At 49.4% G+C, this 20597-nt stretch carries 18 protein-coding genes; 6 read left to right on the top strand and 12 right to left on the bottom strand.

Features of this window, described 5'->3' with window-relative positions; all coding sequences use genetic code 11:
* Nucleotides 1–6: 6 nt before the first annotated feature.
* Nucleotides 7–1071: a GGDEF domain-containing protein gene (locus tag CBE68_RS14425; protein WP_087506799.1), complete on the bottom strand. Its 1065-nt coding sequence runs from the start codon at nucleotides 1069–1071 to the stop codon at nucleotides 7–9.
* 228 nt (nucleotides 1072–1299) lie between these two features.
* Between CBE68_RS14425 and CBE68_RS14420 the strand changes: the two genes are divergently transcribed.
* From CBE68_RS14420 to CBE68_RS14410, 3 genes are read left to right on the top strand one after another with little or no spacing between them, the layout of a single operon-like run.
* Nucleotides 1300–2217 (top strand): AAA family ATPase, encoded by a 918-nt coding sequence (locus CBE68_RS14420; RefSeq protein ID WP_087506798.1) that lies wholly within the window; start codon nucleotides 1300–1302, stop codon nucleotides 2215–2217.
* The gene (locus CBE68_RS14415; protein WP_158100623.1) at nucleotides 2178–3266 is read left to right on the top strand and encodes a DUF58 domain-containing protein; all 1089 of its coding nucleotides are present in this window, start codon (nucleotides 2178–2180) and stop codon (nucleotides 3264–3266) included. The genes CBE68_RS14420 and CBE68_RS14415 overlap by 40 nt, the downstream gene beginning before the upstream one ends.
* Complete coding sequence (locus tag CBE68_RS14410) at nucleotides 3244–5295, top strand: transglutaminase family protein (protein WP_087506796.1); 2052 nt, start codon at nucleotides 3244–3246, stop codon at nucleotides 5293–5295. Before CBE68_RS14415 ends, CBE68_RS14410 begins: the two co-directional genes overlap by 23 nt.
* Nucleotides 5296–5330: 35 nt before the next feature.
* On the opposite strand, the gene CBE68_RS14405 is transcribed toward CBE68_RS14410, so the two are convergent.
* The 3 genes from CBE68_RS14405 to CBE68_RS14395 form a co-directional block, all read right to left on the bottom strand.
* Nucleotides 5331–6461: an alpha/beta hydrolase gene (locus tag CBE68_RS14405; protein ID WP_087506795.1), complete on the bottom strand. Its 1131-nt coding sequence runs from the start codon at nucleotides 6459–6461 to the stop codon at nucleotides 5331–5333.
* 54 nt (nucleotides 6462–6515) lie between these two features.
* On the bottom strand, nucleotides 6516–7775 hold the full coding sequence (locus tag CBE68_RS14400; protein WP_087506794.1) for a serine hydrolase domain-containing protein: 1260 nt from the start codon (nucleotides 7773–7775) through the stop codon (nucleotides 6516–6518).
* Nucleotides 7776–7944: 169 nt separating this feature from the next.
* On the bottom strand, nucleotides 7945–9003 hold the full coding sequence (locus CBE68_RS14395) for a helix-turn-helix domain-containing protein (protein ID WP_087506793.1): 1059 nt from the start codon (nucleotides 9001–9003) through the stop codon (nucleotides 7945–7947).
* 212 nt (nucleotides 9004–9215) lie between these two features.
* On the opposite strand from CBE68_RS14395, the gene CBE68_RS14390 reads away from it, so the two are divergent.
* Nucleotides 9216–9548, top strand: a complete 333-nt coding sequence (locus tag CBE68_RS14390; protein WP_143824577.1) for a hypothetical protein — start codon at nucleotides 9216–9218, stop codon at nucleotides 9546–9548.
* 66 nt (nucleotides 9549–9614) lie between these two features.
* Here the strand turns inward: CBE68_RS14390 and CBE68_RS19020 are convergent, their stop codons facing one another.
* The 7 genes from CBE68_RS19020 to nifU all read right to left on the bottom strand — a co-directional run bounded on the left by CBE68_RS19020 (nucleotide 9615) and on the right by nifU (nucleotide 15000).
* Nucleotides 9615–9815, bottom strand: a complete 201-nt coding sequence (locus tag CBE68_RS19020) for an MbcA/ParS/Xre antitoxin family protein (protein WP_087506791.1) — start codon at nucleotides 9813–9815, stop codon at nucleotides 9615–9617.
* Between the two features lie 136 nt (nucleotides 9816–9951).
* The gene (nifM, locus tag CBE68_RS14380; RefSeq protein WP_158100622.1) at nucleotides 9952–10833 is read right to left on the bottom strand and encodes a nitrogen fixation protein NifM; all 882 of its coding nucleotides are present in this window, start codon (nucleotides 10831–10833) and stop codon (nucleotides 9952–9954) included.
* Nucleotides 10814–11293: a nitrogen fixation protein NifZ gene (locus CBE68_RS14375; protein WP_158100621.1), complete on the bottom strand. Its 480-nt coding sequence runs from the start codon at nucleotides 11291–11293 to the stop codon at nucleotides 10814–10816. Before CBE68_RS14375 ends, nifM begins: the two co-directional genes overlap by 20 nt.
* On the bottom strand, nucleotides 11286–11621 hold the full coding sequence (locus tag CBE68_RS14370) for a nitrogenase-stabilizing/protective protein NifW (RefSeq protein WP_087506788.1): 336 nt from the start codon (nucleotides 11619–11621) through the stop codon (nucleotides 11286–11288). The genes CBE68_RS14375 and CBE68_RS14370 overlap by 8 nt, the downstream gene beginning before the upstream one ends.
* Nucleotides 11622–11687: 66 nt before the next feature.
* Complete coding sequence (gene nifV / locus CBE68_RS14365) at nucleotides 11688–12869, bottom strand: homocitrate synthase (protein WP_087506817.1); 1182 nt, start codon at nucleotides 12867–12869, stop codon at nucleotides 11688–11690.
* A gap of 5 nt (nucleotides 12870–12874) precedes the next feature.
* Nucleotides 12875–14116: a cysteine desulfurase NifS gene (nifS, locus tag CBE68_RS14360; protein ID WP_087506787.1), complete on the bottom strand. Its 1242-nt coding sequence runs from the start codon at nucleotides 14114–14116 to the stop codon at nucleotides 12875–12877.
* The gene (gene nifU, locus CBE68_RS14355; protein ID WP_087506816.1) at nucleotides 14113–15000 is read right to left on the bottom strand and encodes a Fe-S cluster assembly protein NifU; all 888 of its coding nucleotides are present in this window, start codon (nucleotides 14998–15000) and stop codon (nucleotides 14113–14115) included. Before nifU ends, nifS begins: the two co-directional genes overlap by 4 nt.
* Nucleotides 15001–15518: 518 nt before the next feature.
* Between nifU and CBE68_RS14350 the strand changes: the two genes are divergently transcribed.
* Together CBE68_RS14350 and CBE68_RS14345 are read left to right on the top strand one after the other, a co-directional pair.
* Nucleotides 15519–17333, top strand: coding sequence for a DUF885 domain-containing protein (locus tag CBE68_RS14350; protein WP_087506786.1), 1815 nt, complete (start codon nucleotides 15519–15521; stop codon nucleotides 17331–17333).
* A 320-nt stretch (nucleotides 17334–17653) separates the two neighbouring features.
* On the top strand, nucleotides 17654–19225 hold the full coding sequence (locus CBE68_RS14345) for a methyl-accepting chemotaxis protein (protein ID WP_158100620.1): 1572 nt from the start codon (nucleotides 17654–17656) through the stop codon (nucleotides 19223–19225).
* Here CBE68_RS14345 and CBE68_RS14340 read toward each other — a convergent pair.
* Nucleotides 19191–20585: an MFS transporter gene (locus CBE68_RS14340; RefSeq protein ID WP_087506784.1), complete on the bottom strand. Its 1395-nt coding sequence runs from the start codon at nucleotides 20583–20585 to the stop codon at nucleotides 19191–19193. The genes CBE68_RS14345 and CBE68_RS14340 overlap by 35 nt on opposite strands.
* Nucleotides 20586–20597: the final 12 nt, after the last annotated feature.

Raw genomic sequence — 20597 nt, 5'->3', positions numbered from 1 at the left:
CGGCTGTTAATAGACAACACAATTGCGACCTTGTTTTTTTGCTCGATAGAGCCGTTCGTCAGCTAATTTGATTACATTGCTGGCATTATCGTCAGCACCAATATCAGCAACGCCAACGCTGATGGTTACGCGGCAGGGCTGGCCGTCGATAGTAATATCAGCCATTTCAATTCGTTGACGTAGCGCCTCTGCTCGTTGGTATGCTTTGCTGAGTGTGACGTTGGGAAGGATGACAAGAAACTCCTCACCTCCCCAGCGGGCAATGATATCTTCATCGCGAATCGCTTCTCGCAAATGGCGCGCAACGACTTGCAAAACAATGTCGCCGGCATCATGGCCCATGTCGTCGTTTATTCTTTTGAAATGATCAACATCCACCAACAATAACGCCCCACCACCTCCGATACTGCCAAGGAAGCGATCCTTATCGATATGGTGGTCATAAATGTATCGGCGGTTGTGTAGGGATGTTAGGGCATCAGTGGTGGCTGCTTGAGTCAGTTGTTGATGTATCATCCGTATCTGTTTTTGCGATTGTTCTTGAGAGTACTGCACGCTCAAACACAGCAGCAAAATAGAACTCAATGCTGCAACAAAACGAATACTGGCAGCATTGCTGTAGTCGGTAAGCAAAAGCGGATTATCAGGGTAAAACAGCAAATACAGACAAAACCCCAAAAACAGGCCAGCATAAAGAAGCCCGATCCTGAAGTTATTGACGAACATAGCAACAGATACCAACGGAAACACCCAGTAAGGGCCGGTGTTTTGATAACCTCCGCCAATCATTAAGGCTGTGCTCAGGGTGATAATCAATCCCCCCATCACATTGGCGGCAGCAGCAACGTTCTTGCGCACAGCCAAAAACACCAAATTGGCACAGCCGACAAATCCAGCACAGATTAAAACAGTACCCAACACCAGCATACCGCCGAATAAACTGGAGGACCCAAAGACAAAAGAGGCAACCGCACCGATCGCAGTAAAGGCATTGATCAGGAAGATTCGTTTTTGCTTTTCCAAGTTCAACAATCGAGCACTGCCATCAATGGCTGAAAGGGATTCTTTCATCTGCCGCCAATTCCCCCATGTTGGAGATTACTAAGTTGGTGATTCTTAAAATGCTATGCCATAAACACGATTCTGTCTGCCTGCGACAATCAACAGTGCATTGACGATGATCGGCTTGTGGCACCAGCAATATCTACCGAGCATACATTTCGACCTTCACTTGACGCTTCGAGATAGACGCGCCACAGTGACTGATTATGTTCGCATTTCGGTCGACAGGAGCGTGGTATGTCGCAGTTACAACAATTGATCGATGAGGTGGAAAAAGCCCTCAGTGGCAAACGTGAAGCAATTGAACTGGCCGTATGCTGCATGCTTAGTGGCGGTCACTTACTAATTGAAGACTTGCCGGGCATGGGCAAAACAACCCTCGCCCATGCCCTCGCCAAAGTCTTAGGATTAGAGTTTCAGCGGGTGCAGTTTACCAGTGACTTGCTGCCATCGGATATTACAGGAGTGAGTGTTTACTCGCCCAAAAGTGAGCAATTCGAGTTTGTTGCCGGGCCGGTTTTCAGTCAATTGCTACTAGCTGATGAAATTAATCGCGCCACCCCTAAAACCCAAAGTGCGCTGCTCGAAGCGATGGAAGAACGGCAAGTGACCGTCGATGGTAAAACCCGCCCACTGCCGAGCCCGTTTTTCGTGATTGCCACCCAAAACCCGGTATTTCAGTCGGGCACCTTTGCATTACCTGAATCACAACTTGATCGTTTTTTAATGCGTATTGCAATTGGCTACCCGAGCGCTGCGGCCGAGCGTCAGATGCTCAAAGGCCAATCAGGCCGAAATCGCCTGAATGACATTACCCCGGTCATGAACCTCGCAACCTTTGAGCAATGGCAACAACAAGCGCAAGGGATTCATTGCTCAGAAGCCATCTATGATTATGTCCAACGGCTTGTGGCGTACAGCCGCAGCCAGGCTAATTTCGCAGTCGGTTTATCACCGCGAGCGAGTCTGGCACTGCTGCAATGCGCGCGCTGCTGGGCCATGCTCCATGATCGCCAACATGTGCTGCCAGAGGATGTGCAATCGGTATTGCCATCAGTGGTTGAACATCGGCTCCATGAACCCAGTGATCAGTTTGGTCAAACCGGTACCGCTCTTTGCCAGCAGCTGCTGCAGCGCGTCGCCGTTGTGGCCTAAGCCGTCACTCCGGCGATAAAACCATGAAGGGCTTCGGTCAAATGCTAAAGCGCTGGTTGCAACAACCCATTCAGCGCTGGATAAAACGCAAACTACCACCAGCACAACAAGTGGAGCTGGGGCTAAGCAACATCATGATCTTGCCAACGCGCTTAGGGTTAGGCGTGCTGATATTGATTGCGCTGCTATTCATGCTCGCCATTAACTATGAGAACAGCATGGTGTTTGCAGTGTGTTTCACGCTAATAGCGATCTGGCTGTTGGCCCTGCACTGGACCTTTCGTAGCTTGGCGGGACTGACGTTAACGTTCAAAAGCAGCCGTCATGTCCATGCGGGCGACGATCTTGGTTTTGATATTCAGGTTGCGACCGTTGATCAGCGCGGGCGCTACGCTGTTGAGTTATTCTGGCAACCACAACAAACGACCCGCTTTGACGTACCCGCCCAGCAAGAAACCCTGCAACAAGTTTTTTATCCGACCAATAAGCGCGGTTACCTCAAGCCCGAGCGTTTGCAAGTAGTTAGCTACTACCCGTTAATGTTGTTTAGAGCCTGGAGTAGTGTTGCTTTTGATACCCAAGCATTGGTATTTCCGACTCCACTAGCGAGTCAAGCGCTTGATGCTACCGCCGCTCAAAGCAACCACTCGACAGCCGATAGTCCGGTGGCAGGGTTTGATGAATTATCTTCGGTGCGGCCTTACGTAAGCTCAGATCCGCTTCATCACATTGCGTGGAAAGCCAGTGCCAAACGACCCGCCGAGTGGGTTAGCAAGCAGTTTGAGCAATACCAAGACCGGCGACTCTGGCTTAGCTACGAGCAAATGCCGGGGCCTGATCATGAGTCAAAAATCAGCCAACTGTGCTACTGGTGTTTGCAGTTTCAGCATCAGCCTGTTGATTTTGGTTTGTTACTAGTCGATAGCCAAGTTGAACCTAATCGTGGTGCCAAACACGTGATCCACTGCCTGACTCAGTTAGCACTGCAACCGTCGGTGACTAACCACCAAGCGCCAGGAGGGCAAGATGCTGCAACAGCGCCCCGTTAGCCGCACGGCACTGATTTGGCTCATGGTGCTGCAACTGGCGGTATTGATACCGCTGGCGATCAACCTACCACTGTGGCTCATTATTATGAGTCTGGCTTGTTGGAGCTGGCGTTTAGCAATACTCAACGGCAGAGTCTCGCCACCTGGCGTGTGGTTTAGTGGCTTGGCTGTGGTGATTTGCGTTGCCTTGGTATTGTTACTTGAAGGCCGAGTCGTTCATCTCAAAGGCTTTGCCTTGTTGTTGGCCTTTGGCTTCATCTTTAAATTGATTGAGCTAAAAAACCTTCGCGACGCATTTTTGGTGCTGGTCCTTGCGGTCTTGTTGTTGGCGGTGAATCTGCTGTTGTCGCAAACCTTAGTGGTGTCGATTGCCACAGGCATTAGTTTTTTCGTGCTGCTGTGCTGTTGGGTTGGCTTGAATCACATTGGCCCAAAGGTACAGTGGCGGCAACCGCTGAAGATAGCAGCTCTGCTGTATTTATTAGCGGCGCCAATTGCCATTGCACTGTTCATACTGGTTCCGAGGATCCCGCCGATTTGGCAAATTTCAGTGAATTCAGGACAGGGTCAAACCGGCCTATCAGACAGTATGTCACCGGGCGACATGGCTCAGCTGATCCGCTCCGATGCGCTGGCATTCAGAGTCAGTTTTGATGGCCAACGTCCCAACCAGTCAGAGCTTTATTGGCGAGCGGTGGTGATGACCAAATTCGATGGCAGGCGCTGGCAGCAAGCCAATAGCCTTTGGTTCGGCCGTAATCCGGTTGCCCATGGGCCATGGCCCAAGCCGCTCGATAGCAAAGCAACGCCTTGGATATCGTGGCCGGAACAACCACAACCTTGGTTAGCCAGCGCTGTAGCGGAGCCGCAATACCGAGTCATTTTAGAGCCGTCGCAGCAGCATTGGTTACCGGCGCTAAACAATCCATACAGTGCAGATGGCAACATTGGTCTGGTGGCCGATCAGCGTTTAATTCATCGCCGCCCGGTGCTTCAACGGATTCAGTATTCGGTGGCAACGCAACAACGCGGCTCGGCCGACAGCGCCATTGAACATCAACTGTTGGAACAGCATCAAGCGGAATACCTTACCTACCCCGATGAGTTAAACCCACAGATCCAGCAATATGCCAATGAACTGTGGTTGCGCCAACCTAGCGTTGAGCGCTTTGTTGAAACGCTGTTGCAAACGGTCAGACAACAAGACTATGCCTACACGTTGTCGCCACCATTGGCAGGCTTGCATGCGGTCGATGAGTTTTGGTTTAACCATCAACGCGGCTTTTGCGCCCATTACGCCAGTGCCTTTGCCTTGATGCTGCGAGTGATTGGTGTTCCAAGCCGAGTGGTAGGTGGCTACCAAGGCGGTGAATGGGACGAACAAGCCAATTACTTGCAAGTTCGACAGTACGATGCCCATGCGTGGGTGGAGTATTGGCAAGACCATAGCGGCTGGGTTCGGCTCGATCCGACCGCGGCAATTGCCCCTGAGCGTATTGAAATACCATTTGCTCAAAGCCTGCGAGAGCAACAATTTGAGCAATCAGAAGCGCTAACCAGCTGGCGATTTAGCCGCAGCGAGTGGCTGACATCGTGGCGTCAGCAGTGGGATCGGTTGGAATACCTGTGGCACCGCAATGTGCTTAACTACAAACAACAGCAGCAACTTGAGTTGCTGAAAAAGTGGTTTGGTGAGTTCGATTGGCGCCAGCTGTTAATGAGCCTGGTTTTGGCAATCGCTGGTTTTATCGCCGTCATTGCCCTGCTGCAAGCTAAACCTTGGCGTCAACCGCAAACCGATGAAGCGGTGCGTTTGTATCAAACCCTGTTGGTCAAACTGAGTCGTATGGGATTAACGGTTGATACCGCGCACTCACCCAATGCTATTTTGTTGCAACTGAGTTCGCTACCAGAGCACAAGCGCGCGGCAGTCAAACAATGGATTGAACAGTTTATGGCGCTGCAGTACAGCAGCCAAGCGCTAGACGATCAGCTGCAACAGTTAAAGCGAGCACTGAAAAACATTTGAGCGAGCCGCGATCAATCACTTTGCCATCGCTGGAATCAACGCAGTTGCTCTAAGCGGCTTTGATAACGCGCTTGGCGCTCGGGTAAATGCGCAGACAATTCCACCGCCTTGTCGAGGTATGTTGCCGCTTGCTCATTGTTGTTCGCCGCCTTGGCAACATCAGCCAACAATGAATAGCTAAAATGAGAGTCTGGGTACATTTGTTCGGCATGGTTTGCAATCTTAGCGGCAACCTTCTGATTTCCCTGATTAATGAGCGCTGAGGTCAGAGACCAAAGTTCATACTCTGTGGGTAGCACCGAGTAGCCTAAGCGATTGCTCAACTGCTGATAGTGACGTTCAAATGCATCGTCACTGCTCAAGGCTTGCGGCAGTGACAGAAACCATCCACGGTAAAGTCGCTTTAGTGCATGGTAAGCACCCAGGTGCGCAACGGACATATGGTCTTCGTCTGGCAACAGCTCAACTTGGTGGGAAAGCTGCAAATGTGGGTGTTTGGCGATCATTTGACTCAGTTCGTTATAGCTCTGTTGTGGCGTTGGAAAGGCGCTTTGGCCCTCAAATGAAATAGCAACGAAGGGTTGTTGTTGTTGCGCAAAGCTCTTGGGAAGTAGCGTCAACAAGCGCTCGTTTCCCCATGCTAACGACGGCGCTAAGGACACATAGGCATCGAATTGAGATGGCTCTTGATGGTAGGCATTGAGCACGAATGCACCACCCAATGAGTGCCCCATCAAAACAGCAAAGTCAGCAGTACGATATTGTTTATCAATCAATGGTTTTACTTCATCAACGATAAACTGGCGAAACTTCTCACTGTTGCCGCTGATCGCTTGTTCACTAATGAATGGTGCCAACTCAGCAAATCGGTTCTTCTGCTCAATAGCGACCACAATCATCGGCGAAATGGTCCCCGACAAATAATGTGTCATCGAAGATATATGCTCGAATTGACTGTCGCCATCGGTCATGTAAAGCACCGGGAACTGATAAAACGACTCGGTTTGATAGTTTGTTGGTAGCGAAACGATGATTCGGCGCGTGTCTTGTAAAACATCCGAGTTGATATCAATCGTGTTGTTATCGGGCGCCGCATTCAGTTCAAACGGCCCGGCGGCCAAGATCAGCAACAACACTTTTATTGAGATTAATATTTCCTTCATCATTTACCTTTTTTCTACTCTCTAGCAATTAGTTCATTGGTTTTTTGTTTGACGGCATTAACTACTTTCAAGGCTGATAAACAGCGCCATAATCGGGCGAATGACCGATGAAAAGTCAGTAAACTGCTCGGTGTTCGAATTGATATTCATGGCGATAGCGACGCCATACTCAGGCAACAGCGCCAATATACTTTGAGCCCCTCTTGATACGCCACCGTGATTGATAAAAGTGATGTTGCCTAAATCATTACCAAAATCATATCGAGGCGCGCGCCAGCCCAACGCATAGTTATCGGGAGTTCGCTGGCCATTGGCCAACAGCTGTGGGGTAAAAAATGTCGCAGCAGTCTCAGCGTTGACCACATCACCATTGAGAACAGCGCTACCAAACCGAGCTAAATCGGTCGAGGTCGAAACAAAGCCGCCACCAGCAAGGCGATGGCTAAGGTCGACTTGGCGCCAAGGTTTGACTTGGTCACTGCGCCCTTTGTTATTCCAGTAGAACTGAGCCAGTGAGTCACGATTCTGCGCAATTGCTTGTTGCTCTGAGGCGGTGTCGTTCAGTTGCAATGGTTCAAACAGCTCTGCAGTGATGAAATCATCGAATGGGCGGCCGGCGATTTGTTCGATAACAGCACTGAGCAGCACAGTACCAAAAGTCGAATAGTGATAATCGGCATTAGGCTGGAATAGCAAATCACTGTCGTCAAATACGTCTAATGCTTCCGCCGCCGTTGGATAATTTTGGCTTAGTGCAATCGTTTGATACAAACCCAAGTAATCGCGATTGTCTGGGTAGTGAGGTAAACCAGAAGTATGGGATAACAATTGCCGCGGCGTAATGTTCCGCCAAGAGGCGTTGGGCAATGGCTTAAGGTAGCCTCCAATTGGTGTATCCAAGTCGATCTGCTGCCGTTCAACCAACCGGGCGATCGCCATCGCCGTCAGCGCTTTAGACGTGCTGCCGATTCGATACTGGGTGGTCAGCTGCGCTGGTATTTGCTGCTCAACGTTACGCCAACCAATGGCACTGGCCCACACCAATGCACCATCAATGGCAATTGCAAAGTTTATCGAGGGTGCATTTAGTTGTTGGCGGTGGACTTTCAATAGCTCAAGAGCCTGATTCGAGGCATCGCGGTACTTAGCTACGTAAAGTTCTGAAATGCTTGGTGCAGGTTCGGGTATGGCAGCAAAATCGGTCCAAGGTAGGAAGCTCACCACACCTCGATGAGCCAAGTATTGATAAATTGGCGCCGCTTTCCACAACAATAGACCCAACGCCAATGAGGCAACAAACAGTAATTTGAGTTTCATCTCAGACTCGCAATTAAATTTTTAGGCCAGCCTACGATGAGCATTGGATTGCGTCTGGTCGATTTCAAAAACACGCCGTTTTTTTTAAAAATGACCAGCATTTTTCATATTTGCTAAGCCCTTTGGCGATAAATTAGGCGCTTTGCCCTGCTATTTCAGGTACTTACTACTAGAGCGATAGCTTAGTGTGGTGGTCGCGATATTCTGTCGGCGTGTTACCTGTAGCCTGCTTGAAGGCGCGATTGAATGGGCTAATTGAGCCAAAGCCAAGTTCCAAAGCGATAGACAAGATGGGTTTCTCTGCGTTGTCACGGTCCTTCAACATCTGGCAGGCCTGTGGGATGCGATAGCTATTAAGGTAGCTAGAAAAATTTTTATAGCCCAAGCCTTCGTTGATCAGTTTTCGCAACCTGTGTTCCGGTAATTTAAGCTGCTCAGATAGTTTGCCAATCGTTAAGCCATTTTCCAGATAAGCACCTTCGCTCATCAGCAATTCAAGTTGAGCGGCTCGTTGCTGCATAGCGGGCGGCATAGAATTGTCAGACGGTTGTTCATTAGTGCTTGGTTGTGGTGCCAAACCCCGCTCAATTGGCTGTGGTTCACGAACATGGATGTTGACCCCTACTAAGGTCGCCAGAAAGATCAACGCGCTGTTAGTCAAACTTAAATAGAGGTTGCCGTCGCTCTGAGAGGTAAACAATTCAAACAGTACCAGAACGCAAAAATGCAGCATTAAATAGCCGCCAAACACAAAACGGTATGTTCGTCGTTTATCAACCAAATCATCATTTATCTGACGGAAACACAGGTAGCCAGAGGCAATTAATAAAATCAAGCCAATCACATGGGATATGGAATGCAGAACGCCGCGGCCAGCCAGCAATAAAAAGCAGACACCATATAACACGATAGCTGCTACCAATGTGCTGATTCGTAACCGTTCATAGTATTGGTACGAGCGACAAGCTGGAGAAAAATCGAGCACAAACAGAAAGATAAGCACGGGTAACAGTTCAGTAAAAAACAGCAGCCCATTACGGTAGGAAAGAATCAATTGATAAGAAACGGGGGCCGTCAGAACAATGTAGTGAGCAAAGCCCACAAACAAAGCAAACAGTAGGACAATATTGACCGTTAGTTTCCTTCCTATACACAAGGAAGCAAGCAGTATCAGATTTCCTATCGAAAAGCAGCGAAGCAGCAGATTAAGCTCATCAACAGTCAACATTCATTACCCAACAGGCCATTAAAAACTTCGCTATTCTGACATAGCGAAGTGGCAAAAACTAACCCACTCGCGATAGCGGATAGATTCGTGAGAAACTAAATTTACCCCGCGTACTATCGCGGCAGATACACTGTTTTATTGTTCACAGGGACACATCGAAAATGCTATTTGTCGGCGCTTTTGCCTTATTATTGATGTACTTTTGCATCCGAATGATGATTCAACCGGCAGCATTCTCAGCTGGCATTATTGCCTTTAGTGAGCAGCGTTTTTTTCATCCGTTTGAAATCATTAGTCGTGGACTGGCTGGGCTGGTTTTCGTCCTTTACGCGGACTCAGCGATCTATCCCTGGCTCATTCGATGGCTCGGCTACGGCTTGTTAGCAGTGAGCGTCGGCTTACTGTGCACACCACCGTCTTTGCATCGACATTTTGCCCGTTGGTCAGCGGTTCAATTCAAAGAGTGGTTTCGGTGGTGTGGTCTGGCATTTTTGCCTGCGGCAGCATTTTTGCTGTTTGTTGCTTGGACATCGATGACTGGCTGATTTTAGTCACAAAAAAACCGCCTTAACGAAGCGGTTTTTTGTGATAAGTCGGCTAACAACAATCTGTTACTTGGCTCCGCACATGACATCTAGCATGTTAGACAAATAGCCTTCTAGTTCTTTGTGGCCGTTGGCAGAACTCTTTAGCAGTTCTTCAGGAGTCTGATTATTCAATGATGCCAACTTCGTGGTCATCCAGGATTCTGCCAGTCGCCTATCTCCCAGCACCTTCCGTGCAAGCTCGAAGATGGATTTATAATGATCCATACCTGATTACTTCTCTAAAACTTGGGACCGGCGCACTATACCCTAATCAGGCAGATTGTTCGCTGAATAAGCTCTCAATTTCGCATGAAAAATATTAATCAGGGCAATCTGTCGTGGTTGCAATAGCAAGCGTTTTTCAAGGTAGCTGAGATAGCCAGCGCTTCTGCTCCATTTTGCTCGCATGGGCCGTCAAGGTCTGACGAATCTTGTCACGGGCTTGTTCAAAAGAAACCATATGAGCGCCACTCACTTGTTGGCAAAACAATAGATGTAAGCCAGCTTCAGTAGCAATGGGCTGACTAATTTGGCCGCTTTCCATGCTAAACAACGCCTGATCGAGCTCAGCAAACAGGATATTGGGTTCAACCCAACCGAGTTCACCATCATTCATCGCACTTGGGCATTCTGAATAACGTTTGGCAAACCAGCCAAAATGACTGGCATAATTGCCTTTACGCTGCAGTTGTTGGTAGATATCAGCAATGCGCGACTCAACCTGATCGAGGGTGTTTTCGGCAAAATCATCATTCACGGTGATCAAAATGTGGCGTGCGTAGCGTCGCTCTGGCTGACTAAACTTTTCAGGATGGCTTTGATAATAGGTCAATGCCTCTTGTTCGGAGCATTCACCGGCTTGTAAGCCAACATAGTTCAGCACGGCCTGGCACTTGAGCTCTTCTTGCAAGGCTTGTCTGAGGGTTGTTGAATCAAGCTGGTTGGCCGCTAATGTCGCGGTAAAATCTTGCTCCTGAGCAAAGCGCTTGGCCAATTCTGCCACCGCCTGGTCCACTTCGGCTTTGCTTAAATGAACCTGACTGGCCTCCGTTGAAGCCAATACTTTGTGCTGCAAACGGCGGGCATGAACCGCCTGCCGAGTGACCTTCGGCAGCTGATCGGGTTTCAACTCAGAACAGATCACGCCAAATTGCTCAAGGCTCGATTTCATCATCAGATACGACAGGCCGGCATCAACCGACGGGTCGAGGGTCTCGCTAACATCATGCAGCATAGTCATCATCGACCAACTCCTTGGCATTGTGATTGATTGCAGTCAGCGCTCGGGCTGGCACCGACACATCAAGCTGACCACATTGAATGCGATAGTGAATGTCGGTTGGATCATCCCGTTCTACCGCCAACACCGAGACGATGGTGCCTGCTTCTACCAGAGTAATCCCCTGACTGGCCAACGTAAGTGTTAACTGCGCGCGGTCACCGTATTCAAATTCGTTATCAACCCACGGCTCTGCGGCATCAATCAGTTCAGTTTCTTTGCAGCCAATGATGAGGTTGTGTTCAATGAAATGTACTTGATAGATGACGTTCTCTTGCAGGTGCAATCCGGCTTGCTGAACATAGCCGGTTGTTCCTCGGCGGACCAACAGATCACCTTTCATTTTTCCCGGGAAGCTGCCGTCGTTGCGGACATTGCAGATCACCCGGACCTTAGTTCCGTAAGCATATTTGGCATCAATCATGGCGACAATTCCTCCCTTGCAACGCTTGTTCTGATTGTTTGTCTTCATCGCTTTGGCAGCCGGCGCAGCTGCCACAAGCACCACCACTGAGGGCGATAGCAACATCGCGCTCTAACAAACAGTAGGCCCGAAAGACCGCTTGGTAATAGTCATTCCAGTCGAGCGGCGCGTCACTCTTGTCGAGCTCTTGGCGGAACAATCGCATAAAGCGAACGCGCCGAGGCTTGAGGTAAGCGGGCTGATAACTGACGTTGAAAAACTCCAGAAACGACTCGGCGCTGTTCAACTCAGCGATTGCTAAATCCATATCAGTTGCTTGCGCTAACATCGCATGTCCTCCGCATTCATTACTGCTTAATCCTGACACTGCTTAATCCTGATAACCAAAGCACGGTTATGCCGCAGCAGTGCGGTCAGAGCCGACTGCTTGAATCCGCTGATAAAACAGCGATAACTCTTCGTCAGTTGGGTTGCGTTTATGGCATTCCGCCCAATCTCTAAGCCAGCCACGTAGTTGTTGTGCCTGCGATTGTGTCAGGGCAATGCCTTGGCGTTGATAAACCGCCTGAATTGCCCGTGTCCCTGAGTGTTTGCCCAACACCATTTGATGACTTCGGCCAATGATCTCAGGCTGAAATGCTTGATAGTTATTGGGATCTTTCAACAGTCCGGCGACGTGAATTCCTGACTCATGGGTAAACACAGCTTCACCGACAATGCTTTTTTGTTGACTCAACTGGCGACCAGACGCTTGGGCCACCAGCTGGCAAATCGCTGGCAAGCTAGTTAGCTCAACCTCTGGTAACGAACGTTGTGGCGCAGCAGGCGATAGCGTTAAGGCCGCCAACACCTCTTCCAATGGCGCATTGCCAGCCCTTTCACCTAGCCCTGCGACCGTGGTATTGACCGAGTAGGCACCAGCTCTAATCGCCGCCAGCGAGTTGGCGGTTGCCAGACCTAAGTCGTTGTGGGCATGCATTTCAACTTGCAAATCAGTGTTGTCGACTAACGCTTTGAGTTGTTCATAACAACCAAAGGGCTCTAAGATCCCCAAGGTGTCAGCGTAACGAACTCGACAAGCGCCAGCTGCTTGCGCGGCTTCGGCGATTCTCAGCAAGCTGCTAATCGAGGATCGCGACGCATCTTCCATGCCGATACAAACTCGAAGCCCTAAATCATTGGCCTGCATCACGCGGTCACCAATCTGAGCTAACAGTTGCGACTCGGACAAAGCCAGTTTGGACTGTCGCTGCTGTGTCGATGCCGGTATTGATAAGTCGACCCAGTTCAGTCCCAAATCACGGCAACAAGCGATATCTTGCGGCAACATCCGACACCAGCCCATGGTTTGGGCAATTGAGACTTGGTCGGTAATTGCCTTAATAACATCTTGCTCGGCAGGTCCCATTGCAGGGATCCCAACTTCCAGCTCAGTCACTCCGGCGCACTCGAGTGCGGCGGCAATCGCAATCTTTTCCGCCGCGCTAAATGCCACACCAGCAGTTTGCTCACCATCTCGCAAGGTGGTGTCATTGATGACGATGGGCTTGCCTAAACCTTGCTGATGACTGGCCATGGGCATTAACCATACGCCGGTTCAAACGCTTGCTCGCGCGGACAATTCTGCTCTGGATCCCAATATGGCGAGATAGAACGCAGACGTTCAACAATCGCAGGTAACTCCGCTAGCACTCGGTCGATCATGTCATCGGTGGTGTAGCGCGACAAAGAGAACCGAATAGCGCCGTGAGCCGCAGTGTATGGAATATCCATAGCGCGCATAACATGACTGGGTTCCAACGATCCTGAAGTACAGGCCGAGCCAGATGATGCGGCAATATTGAACTGGTTGAGCATCAGCAAAATCGACTCGCCTTCAACATATTCAAAAGCGATGTTGCTGGTATTGGGCACACGTTGGCTGGGATCGCCAGTGACAAATGAGCTAGGCACCCGCGCGAGCAAACCATGTTCCAATCGATCACGCATCATGGCAATTCGAGCCGAATCGCGCTGCATGGCATTCATCGCTAACTCGGCGGCTTTGCCAAGTGCGACAATACCGCTTGCGTTCTCAGTACCAGCGCGACGACCTCGCTCTTGATGCCCACCGCGAAGCAATGGTCGGAATTTAGCGCCACGCCGTAAGTAAAGCGCGCCAATTCCCTTCGGAGCATGAAATTTATGGCCCGAGAGTGATAGCAAATCAATGCCACTTCCCGCCACTTGAATGGGCACTTTACCGGCGACTTGAACAGCGTCGGTATGGAACAGAATACCGTGTTTCTTGGCCATTTCAGCCATACCACGAATCGGGAAAATGGTACCTGTTTCGTTGTTCGCCCACATCAAACTGATAATCGCCACACGGTCACTTAGTGCGCTTTTGTAGGCCTCCATGTCAATGCGGCCTTTGCTATCAACGCCAATCCAATGGATGGTGTAGCCCTTGCGTTTAAGATGCTCGCATAACTGCAAGGTTGCGGGGTGTTCAACCACCGAGGTAATGATCTCTTTGCGATCGGGAAACGCTTCGATGGCGGATAAAATTGCCGTGCTGGTTGCTTCCGTGGCACAGGAAGTAAAAATGACTTCCGTGGCATGTTCAGCACCAATTAGTTGTTGTACCTGAGCGCGAGCCACTTCAATGGCTTTGCCGACAGGATCGCCAAACTTATGGATTGACGACGGGTTGCCGTAGTGCTCAGTCAAGAATGGCAACATGGTCGCGACGACTTGCTCATCAACCTGGGTGGTTGCATTGTTATCGAGATACGCAGGCTCGCAGGTTTTGCTGCCTTGACAACATTTAGCAGGGTTCATTGGTCACCTCCAACAACTTTCAAAGGGGCTTTGGTTAGTGCCGAACTGCCAACCGGATAAACCGTGATTGGCTCTGCCAGCGCTTCACTAAGCTTTTGTTCAATCATTGCCAACGTCGCGCCCGATAAGCCACAACCGGAGCAAGCGCCAGTCAACGTCAAGAACACCATGTCATCTTCGACATCGGATAATTGGACGTCGCCACCGTCGGCTTGCAACTGCGGTCTGACATCATTCAGTACCGCTTCAATTCGGTGAATTCGCTCAACGATAGAGGCAGGCGACTCGGCAATCTCGACCGAGCCAGCACTTTGGTAATCGGCAACGCACTCTTCAAGCACCCACTCAATCTTTTCGTGACAGGCGGCACAGGCACCACCGGCTTTGGTGTAGTGAATGACTTCTTCTAACGTTGATAGTTGGTTTTGGCTGACAACCCGCTTAATGAGCTCATCGTCAATGGCAAAGCACTTACAAATCAGCTCACCTTCTTCATGGTCATCTTCAAAGGTTTCGCCACGATAATCAGCAATCGCGGCGTGAAGAGCTTCCATGCCCATCACTGAACAGTGCATTTTTTCCGGCGGTAAGCCGTCGAGGTAGTCGGCAATATCTTGATTGCTTAGTGTTAGCGCTTGGTCAAGCGTCTTACCGATTATGATTTCGGTCAGAGCCGAGGACGAAGCAATGGCGCTACCACAGCCAAAGGTTTGAAATCCCGCTTGTTCAATGACTTCAGTTTGGGGATCGACTTTGAGCGTTAAACGAAGCGCATCGCCACAGCTGATCGAGCCGACATCACCGGTCGCATTGGCTTGTTCGACGGCTTTAGCATTGCGCGGTGAGAAGAAATGGTCTTTAACTTTTTCTGAATAATCCCACATAAGCTGGCCCACGTATTCTGATTGGAGGAAAAAACGGTGGTCAGCTGCACTCACAAATCCGACCAAACAAATGAGCAGCGCAATCACTGGAACAACGTGGGAACCTAGAACACAGGAGATCCAATCATTGCTCTGGCATCGCTTCACTTGGTCTGGACAACACAATTTGTACCGACCACCGTCAGTGAGGTAGTTGCAAATATGGGGCCCTTACAAAAAATTATTACCTCTTTGTTTTTTAACGATTTATATATATTCACCCAGCAGCAATCATGAGACATAGATCACATCAAAAGTGAGTTTTGTCGGCTTTGTGACAATCTGTCACGGAACCGATTCACAAACACTTACAATTGCTCGCAAACTCATTATTTACATTTTTTTCATCGCTGTTAGGGTTGGCTAGGGAAAGTGTAAATACTCTAAACAACCCATCACATTACAACTCTAATGACCCAGCAAGGACGCTGTCATCAGCGCCTTCATGCTGTGGCGACAACCGACAGGATTGAAAATAAATGAAGGTGTTAAAATGGATTGGCGGCCTGCTGTTGGCCGTATTGATACTTGGGGGTAGTTTCGCTGCCCATGAGTGGTATGCCGAAAAGCCACTATCATTCCGTATTTTTCTCGATCGTGAAGCGCTAAAGATTGCTCTTGATAGCCCAGAAGGACTGACACAACTGGGTTTTTTGGAAGGTATTGGCATCAAAGGCCATAACGCCAACTTAGACGATGCAAGCCCAGAAAAAACCGACGCACTACTAGCTAAAATGCATGATTTGCATGGCACTCTAACCAGCTACGACGGTTTGGACAAAGACCAACAGCTAAGTTACGACATCGCGCTTTACCTACTTAATGTCGTTCTTGAGGGCGAGAAATTCCGCTATCACGATTACCCTGTCAATCAACTATTCGGAGTACAAAACGGCTACCCAAGCTTCATGCAAGCATCTCATCAGGTGAACGATGAAGTCGATGCTGAGCATTACTTATCGAGACTATCTGCCGTTGGCACAAAGTTTCAGCAAGTGATCGCTGGACTTGAGCGCCGCACTGAGCGAGGTATTCTGCCGCCAACATTTGTCATTGACCGCGTACTGGCTGAAATGAACGGCTTTATTGATACACCGGTCAACGAAAACATTTTGTACAACTCGTTTGAGACCAAGCTAAACGATATCGAGGAAATGCCAGCAGAGCAAAAAGCAGCTTTCCTTGCTCAAGCTGAGCAGCGGATTGTTGAAGACGTTTACCCCGCTTATCAGCTACTGATTGATTACTTCGTCCAGGTGAAGCCGCAGTCCAATACTGACGATGGCTTATGGCGCTTGCCTGATGGCCTTGCCGCTTATGATCAAGCACTGAGTTTTTTCACCACCACTGATTACACCGCCGATCAGTTACATCAGTTAGGCTTGTCAGAGGTTGACCGCATCCAGTCAGAAATCTTGACGATTCTGGCGGCAGAAGGCATGGATATCAGCGTTGGTTTCACCGCAACCATGGAAGAGTTGTCGGATCGACCTGAGTTTTATTACCAAGACTCGGATGAAGGTCGTGGTCAGATCCTAGCTGACTACCAAGTGATCTTAGATGAAATCAATGCTGGCTTGGATGATGCCTTCCGTATTCGTCCTAAAGCCGGCTTGGAAGTTGTTCGAATTCCTGAATTCAAAGAGAAAAGTGCGCCAGGTGCCTATTATCAACCGCCGTCAATGGATGGCAGTCGTCCCGGTCGATTCTTCGCCAACCTGTATGACATCAAGGCCACGCCTAAGTTTGGAATGCGCACTCTGGCCTACCATGAAGGCGTACCCGGTCACCACTTCCAAGTCGCCATCGCTATGGAGCTAGAAGGCTTGCCATTTATTCGAAAAATGGCCCCCTTCACGGCTTATATCGAAGGCTGGGCTCTGTACTCAGAGCAACTGGCTTGGGAGTTGGGGTTCCAAAAAGACCCTTATGACAACGTTGGCCGATTGGTTGCCGAGCTATTCCGAGCCGTTCGCTTAGTGGTGGATACAGGTATTCACGCCAAACGTTGGACGCGTGAAGAAGCCATTGCTTACATGCTGGCAAATACAGGTATGGCGGAGTCGGATGTCACTGCTGAGATTGAGCGTTACATCGTCATGCCGGGCCAAGCAACATCATATAAAGTCGGTATGATCAAAATTCTTGAGCTGCGCGAAAAAGCGAAGGCGGCATTGGGCGACAAATTCGATCTGCGTGATTTCCATGACGCGGTGTTGAAAAACGGCGCTGTGCCACTGAGCATTCTCGAGACCATTATCGACGATTACATCGAGCAAACCCTCGCTTCCTAATCTTCAAAACAAACAGCCCGTTTCAATTTATTCACAAATGAATGGTTGAAGCGGGTTCCCTACTCCAATAAATTACCTCTAAAGAAGTGCTAATTGCAGTCGATATGACTGTCATCAAATAGCAACGACAGTGGGTTACGCTAGTCTTCCGTTTTTCAACAAAATAGATCGCTGTTGTAACGAGTTGGCAACCCACGTTTTCATTTAGCCCTGATTAACGATACGGCAACTTACTGTTTCGTATCGCGTGTTGCGACTCTTTGTTTTACCAGTAGTGCCTGTTCATGGATGAAGGTCATTACGATGTAGGAACCTATTCCATGCGCACCAATTTACCTGTAACTCAAAAAGAAGTTACATATAGTCAGGACACCAACATCCTCTCAACGACTGACCCAAGTAGCCACATTACTTACATCAACTCAGATTTTGTTCGCATTTCTGGCTTTGAAAGTGATGAGTTATTGGGCAACCCGCACAATATGATCCGCCACCCTGACATGCCTCCGGCGGCGTTCAAGGAAATGTGGGCTCGCCTAAAGCAGGGGCATTCATGGATGGGGCTGGTGAAAAACCGCTGTAAAAATGGCGATCACTACTGGGTTCACGCATATGCCACGCCGATCAAAGAAAATGGCCGAATCAAGGAATATCAATCGGTTCGAGTCAAACCAGAAAGCCAAGAAGTAGCGCGAGCAGAAAAGCTTTACAAGAAGTTGCTAGCTCAACCCGAAAAGGCTGCAGCATCACTGCGGGGCTTGCAAATTCAACAGAAAATGGCGATCCATGGCATGCTCGGCTTAGTGCTGCTGTTTGCTATCGGCTTATCACTATCGGCTTCATGGGCTTGGCCAACCGCGGCAATCATTGCAACTTTGTACGTCTGCTGTGCTTGCATGTGGCAATTTCAACCAATTGCTGAGATGAGTAAAGAGCTCAAACAAGAAATGGATGATGCCGTCGCTCGCGAGGTGTATACCGGCCGTCAAGATGAAGTGGGCCAGCTTCGCGCCTGCTTAAAGATGCTTCGCTCTCAACAACGAGCAATGGCAGGTCGTATCAATGATTACTCTAACCATTTGGTTTCTGCCTCGGGCGTGCTGAAAACTAATATGGATGGCTCGCTGACTGAAATCGAAAAGCAGTATCAACAATCAGACATGGTTGCCACTGCTGTTGAAGAAATGTCGGTTAGTATTCAGCAAGTAGCCACTAGTGCCCTGCAAACCTCGGAGCATGCCAAAGTGGCCAACGATGAAATGGCCTCAGGTAAAGATAGTGTTGCCGAAACGCTAGAAGCGATTAATCAATTATCCTCTGAGGTCGAAAAGGCTTCCGATGTGATTAACCGGTTGGCATCCGAGAGTGACCAAATCGGTAGCGTTGTTGATGTCATTCGCTCGATTGCTGAACAAACCAACTTGCTGGCCCTCAATGCTGCCATTGAGGCCGCTCGAGCAGGCGAACAAGGCCGCGGCTTTGCAGTGGTAGCTGACGAAGTGAGAACCTTGGCAACTCGCACTCACGAGTCAACCGAAGAAATTATGACCATGGTTGAAAAACTTCAGGGGCAAGCCAAAAACGCCGTTTCGGCAATGGAAAATGCTGCCAGTAGCGCCGTCAAAAGCGTTACGTCTGTCCATGACGCGGAGGAGAACATCGAGCAGGCAACCCGCTCGGTATCATCCATCAATGACATGAACCTACAAATCGCCTCTGCCGTTGAACAACAAAGCCACGTCTCAGAGGAAATTAGCGGCAACATCATTGCGCTGAAAAATCTTGCCGATCAGATTCGTCAACAAGCCACCGACTCAACCGATGCCTGTGGCCAGGTGTCGACGATGGCCAATGAACTTAACGTGCTGTCGGAGCGCTACTGGCAGGAATAGCTGATTGTTCGGCTGAGCTTGGTCCATTACTAAGTTCGGTCTGAATTTGCGAGACTCGCTGCTCGGTCAACGAGTAGCGGCTCATCGCATAGGCTGCCAAGATCGCCAGAGCTGATGGAATGATGGTAAACATCAGCAGTATGCCATGACGAGTCGATTCGGCCTGTTGAACATTGGCTTCAAAGCCAAATGCTGCTAACAAAAAGCCTGTCGCCGCGCCACCGATAGCCCAACCCATCTTTTGTGAGAAGGATGCGCCAGCAAATATCAAGCCCGAACTGCGAATACCGGTCTTGTGCTCCTGATAGTCGACCAAATCAGCATACATGGCAAAAATGATCGGTGCAGGCGGACCAGATAGCAGTTGACTGACGAAGTGAATACCATAGATCCAAACCAAATCGTCTTCGCCACAAAAGTAAATGAGCGCCATTAGCAGCGCATTCGCCACGGTGATAGCGATGTAGACGTGCTTCTTATCAAACCAACGGATCAGCCACGGAGTCAGCAAGGCGCCAATTAAACAAAAAATGGCGCCACCGACGAGAAACCACTTAGCCCCTGCTTCATCAAACAGTACATATTTGAAGTAATGCATGGTAATGGCATTGCGAATAGCAATATAGCCAAGCGAAAACATGGCAACGGCAAATAAGATAATGAACGGACGAGAACGGACAATGCCACTTAGATCGCTAACAAAGTGACTGTGACTTGCTGTTTGAGGCCGGATGCGCTCTTTGGTCAGTGCCACGGTGATAAACATCAAGCACACCAAAATGACGGCATAAAAAGCCATGGTGCGCTGAAAACCAAGGGCATCATCACCATCACCTAACCAAGCGACCAGATCCATGGTGAAATGTAGCACAATGATGCCCGTGACAAATGCCCCAGCAAATCGCCATGTCGCTAAAGATGCGCGCTCTTTGGGATCGTTAGTCATTGCACTCATCATCGATGCATATGGAATGTTCATTGCAGTAAACAGCATCCCTACGGCAAAGTAAGTCACATAGGCATAAAATAACTTACCGGAATCAGATAACTCAGGCGTGCTCAATGCAAGCGTCGCGGTGATCCCCAGCGGTACAGCGCCAAACAGCAAATAAGGACGAAACTTTCCCCACCGAGTTTCAGTTCGATCGGCAATCGCCCCCATCACCGGATCATTGACGGTATCCCAAATACGAGTCAGTAGCAGCAAAGAACCGACTGCGGCAGCGGATAAGCCAAATACATCGGTGTAAAAATAAACCTGAAAATAAATAAAGGTCATCCAAACAAAGTTGAACGCCGAGTCTCCAAGGCCGTAGCCAAGCTTTTCGGTCCACTTCAATTGGTGCGAAGAATCATCCATTGTTTACTCGCT

The organism is Neiella marina, from assembly GCF_002165625.1.
Taxonomy (GTDB): Bacteria; Pseudomonadota; Gammaproteobacteria; order Enterobacterales; family Neiellaceae; genus Neiella; species Neiella marina.
Note: the sequence above shows the minus strand (reverse complement) of the source record. Positions and strands in the feature narration are given on the sequence as shown.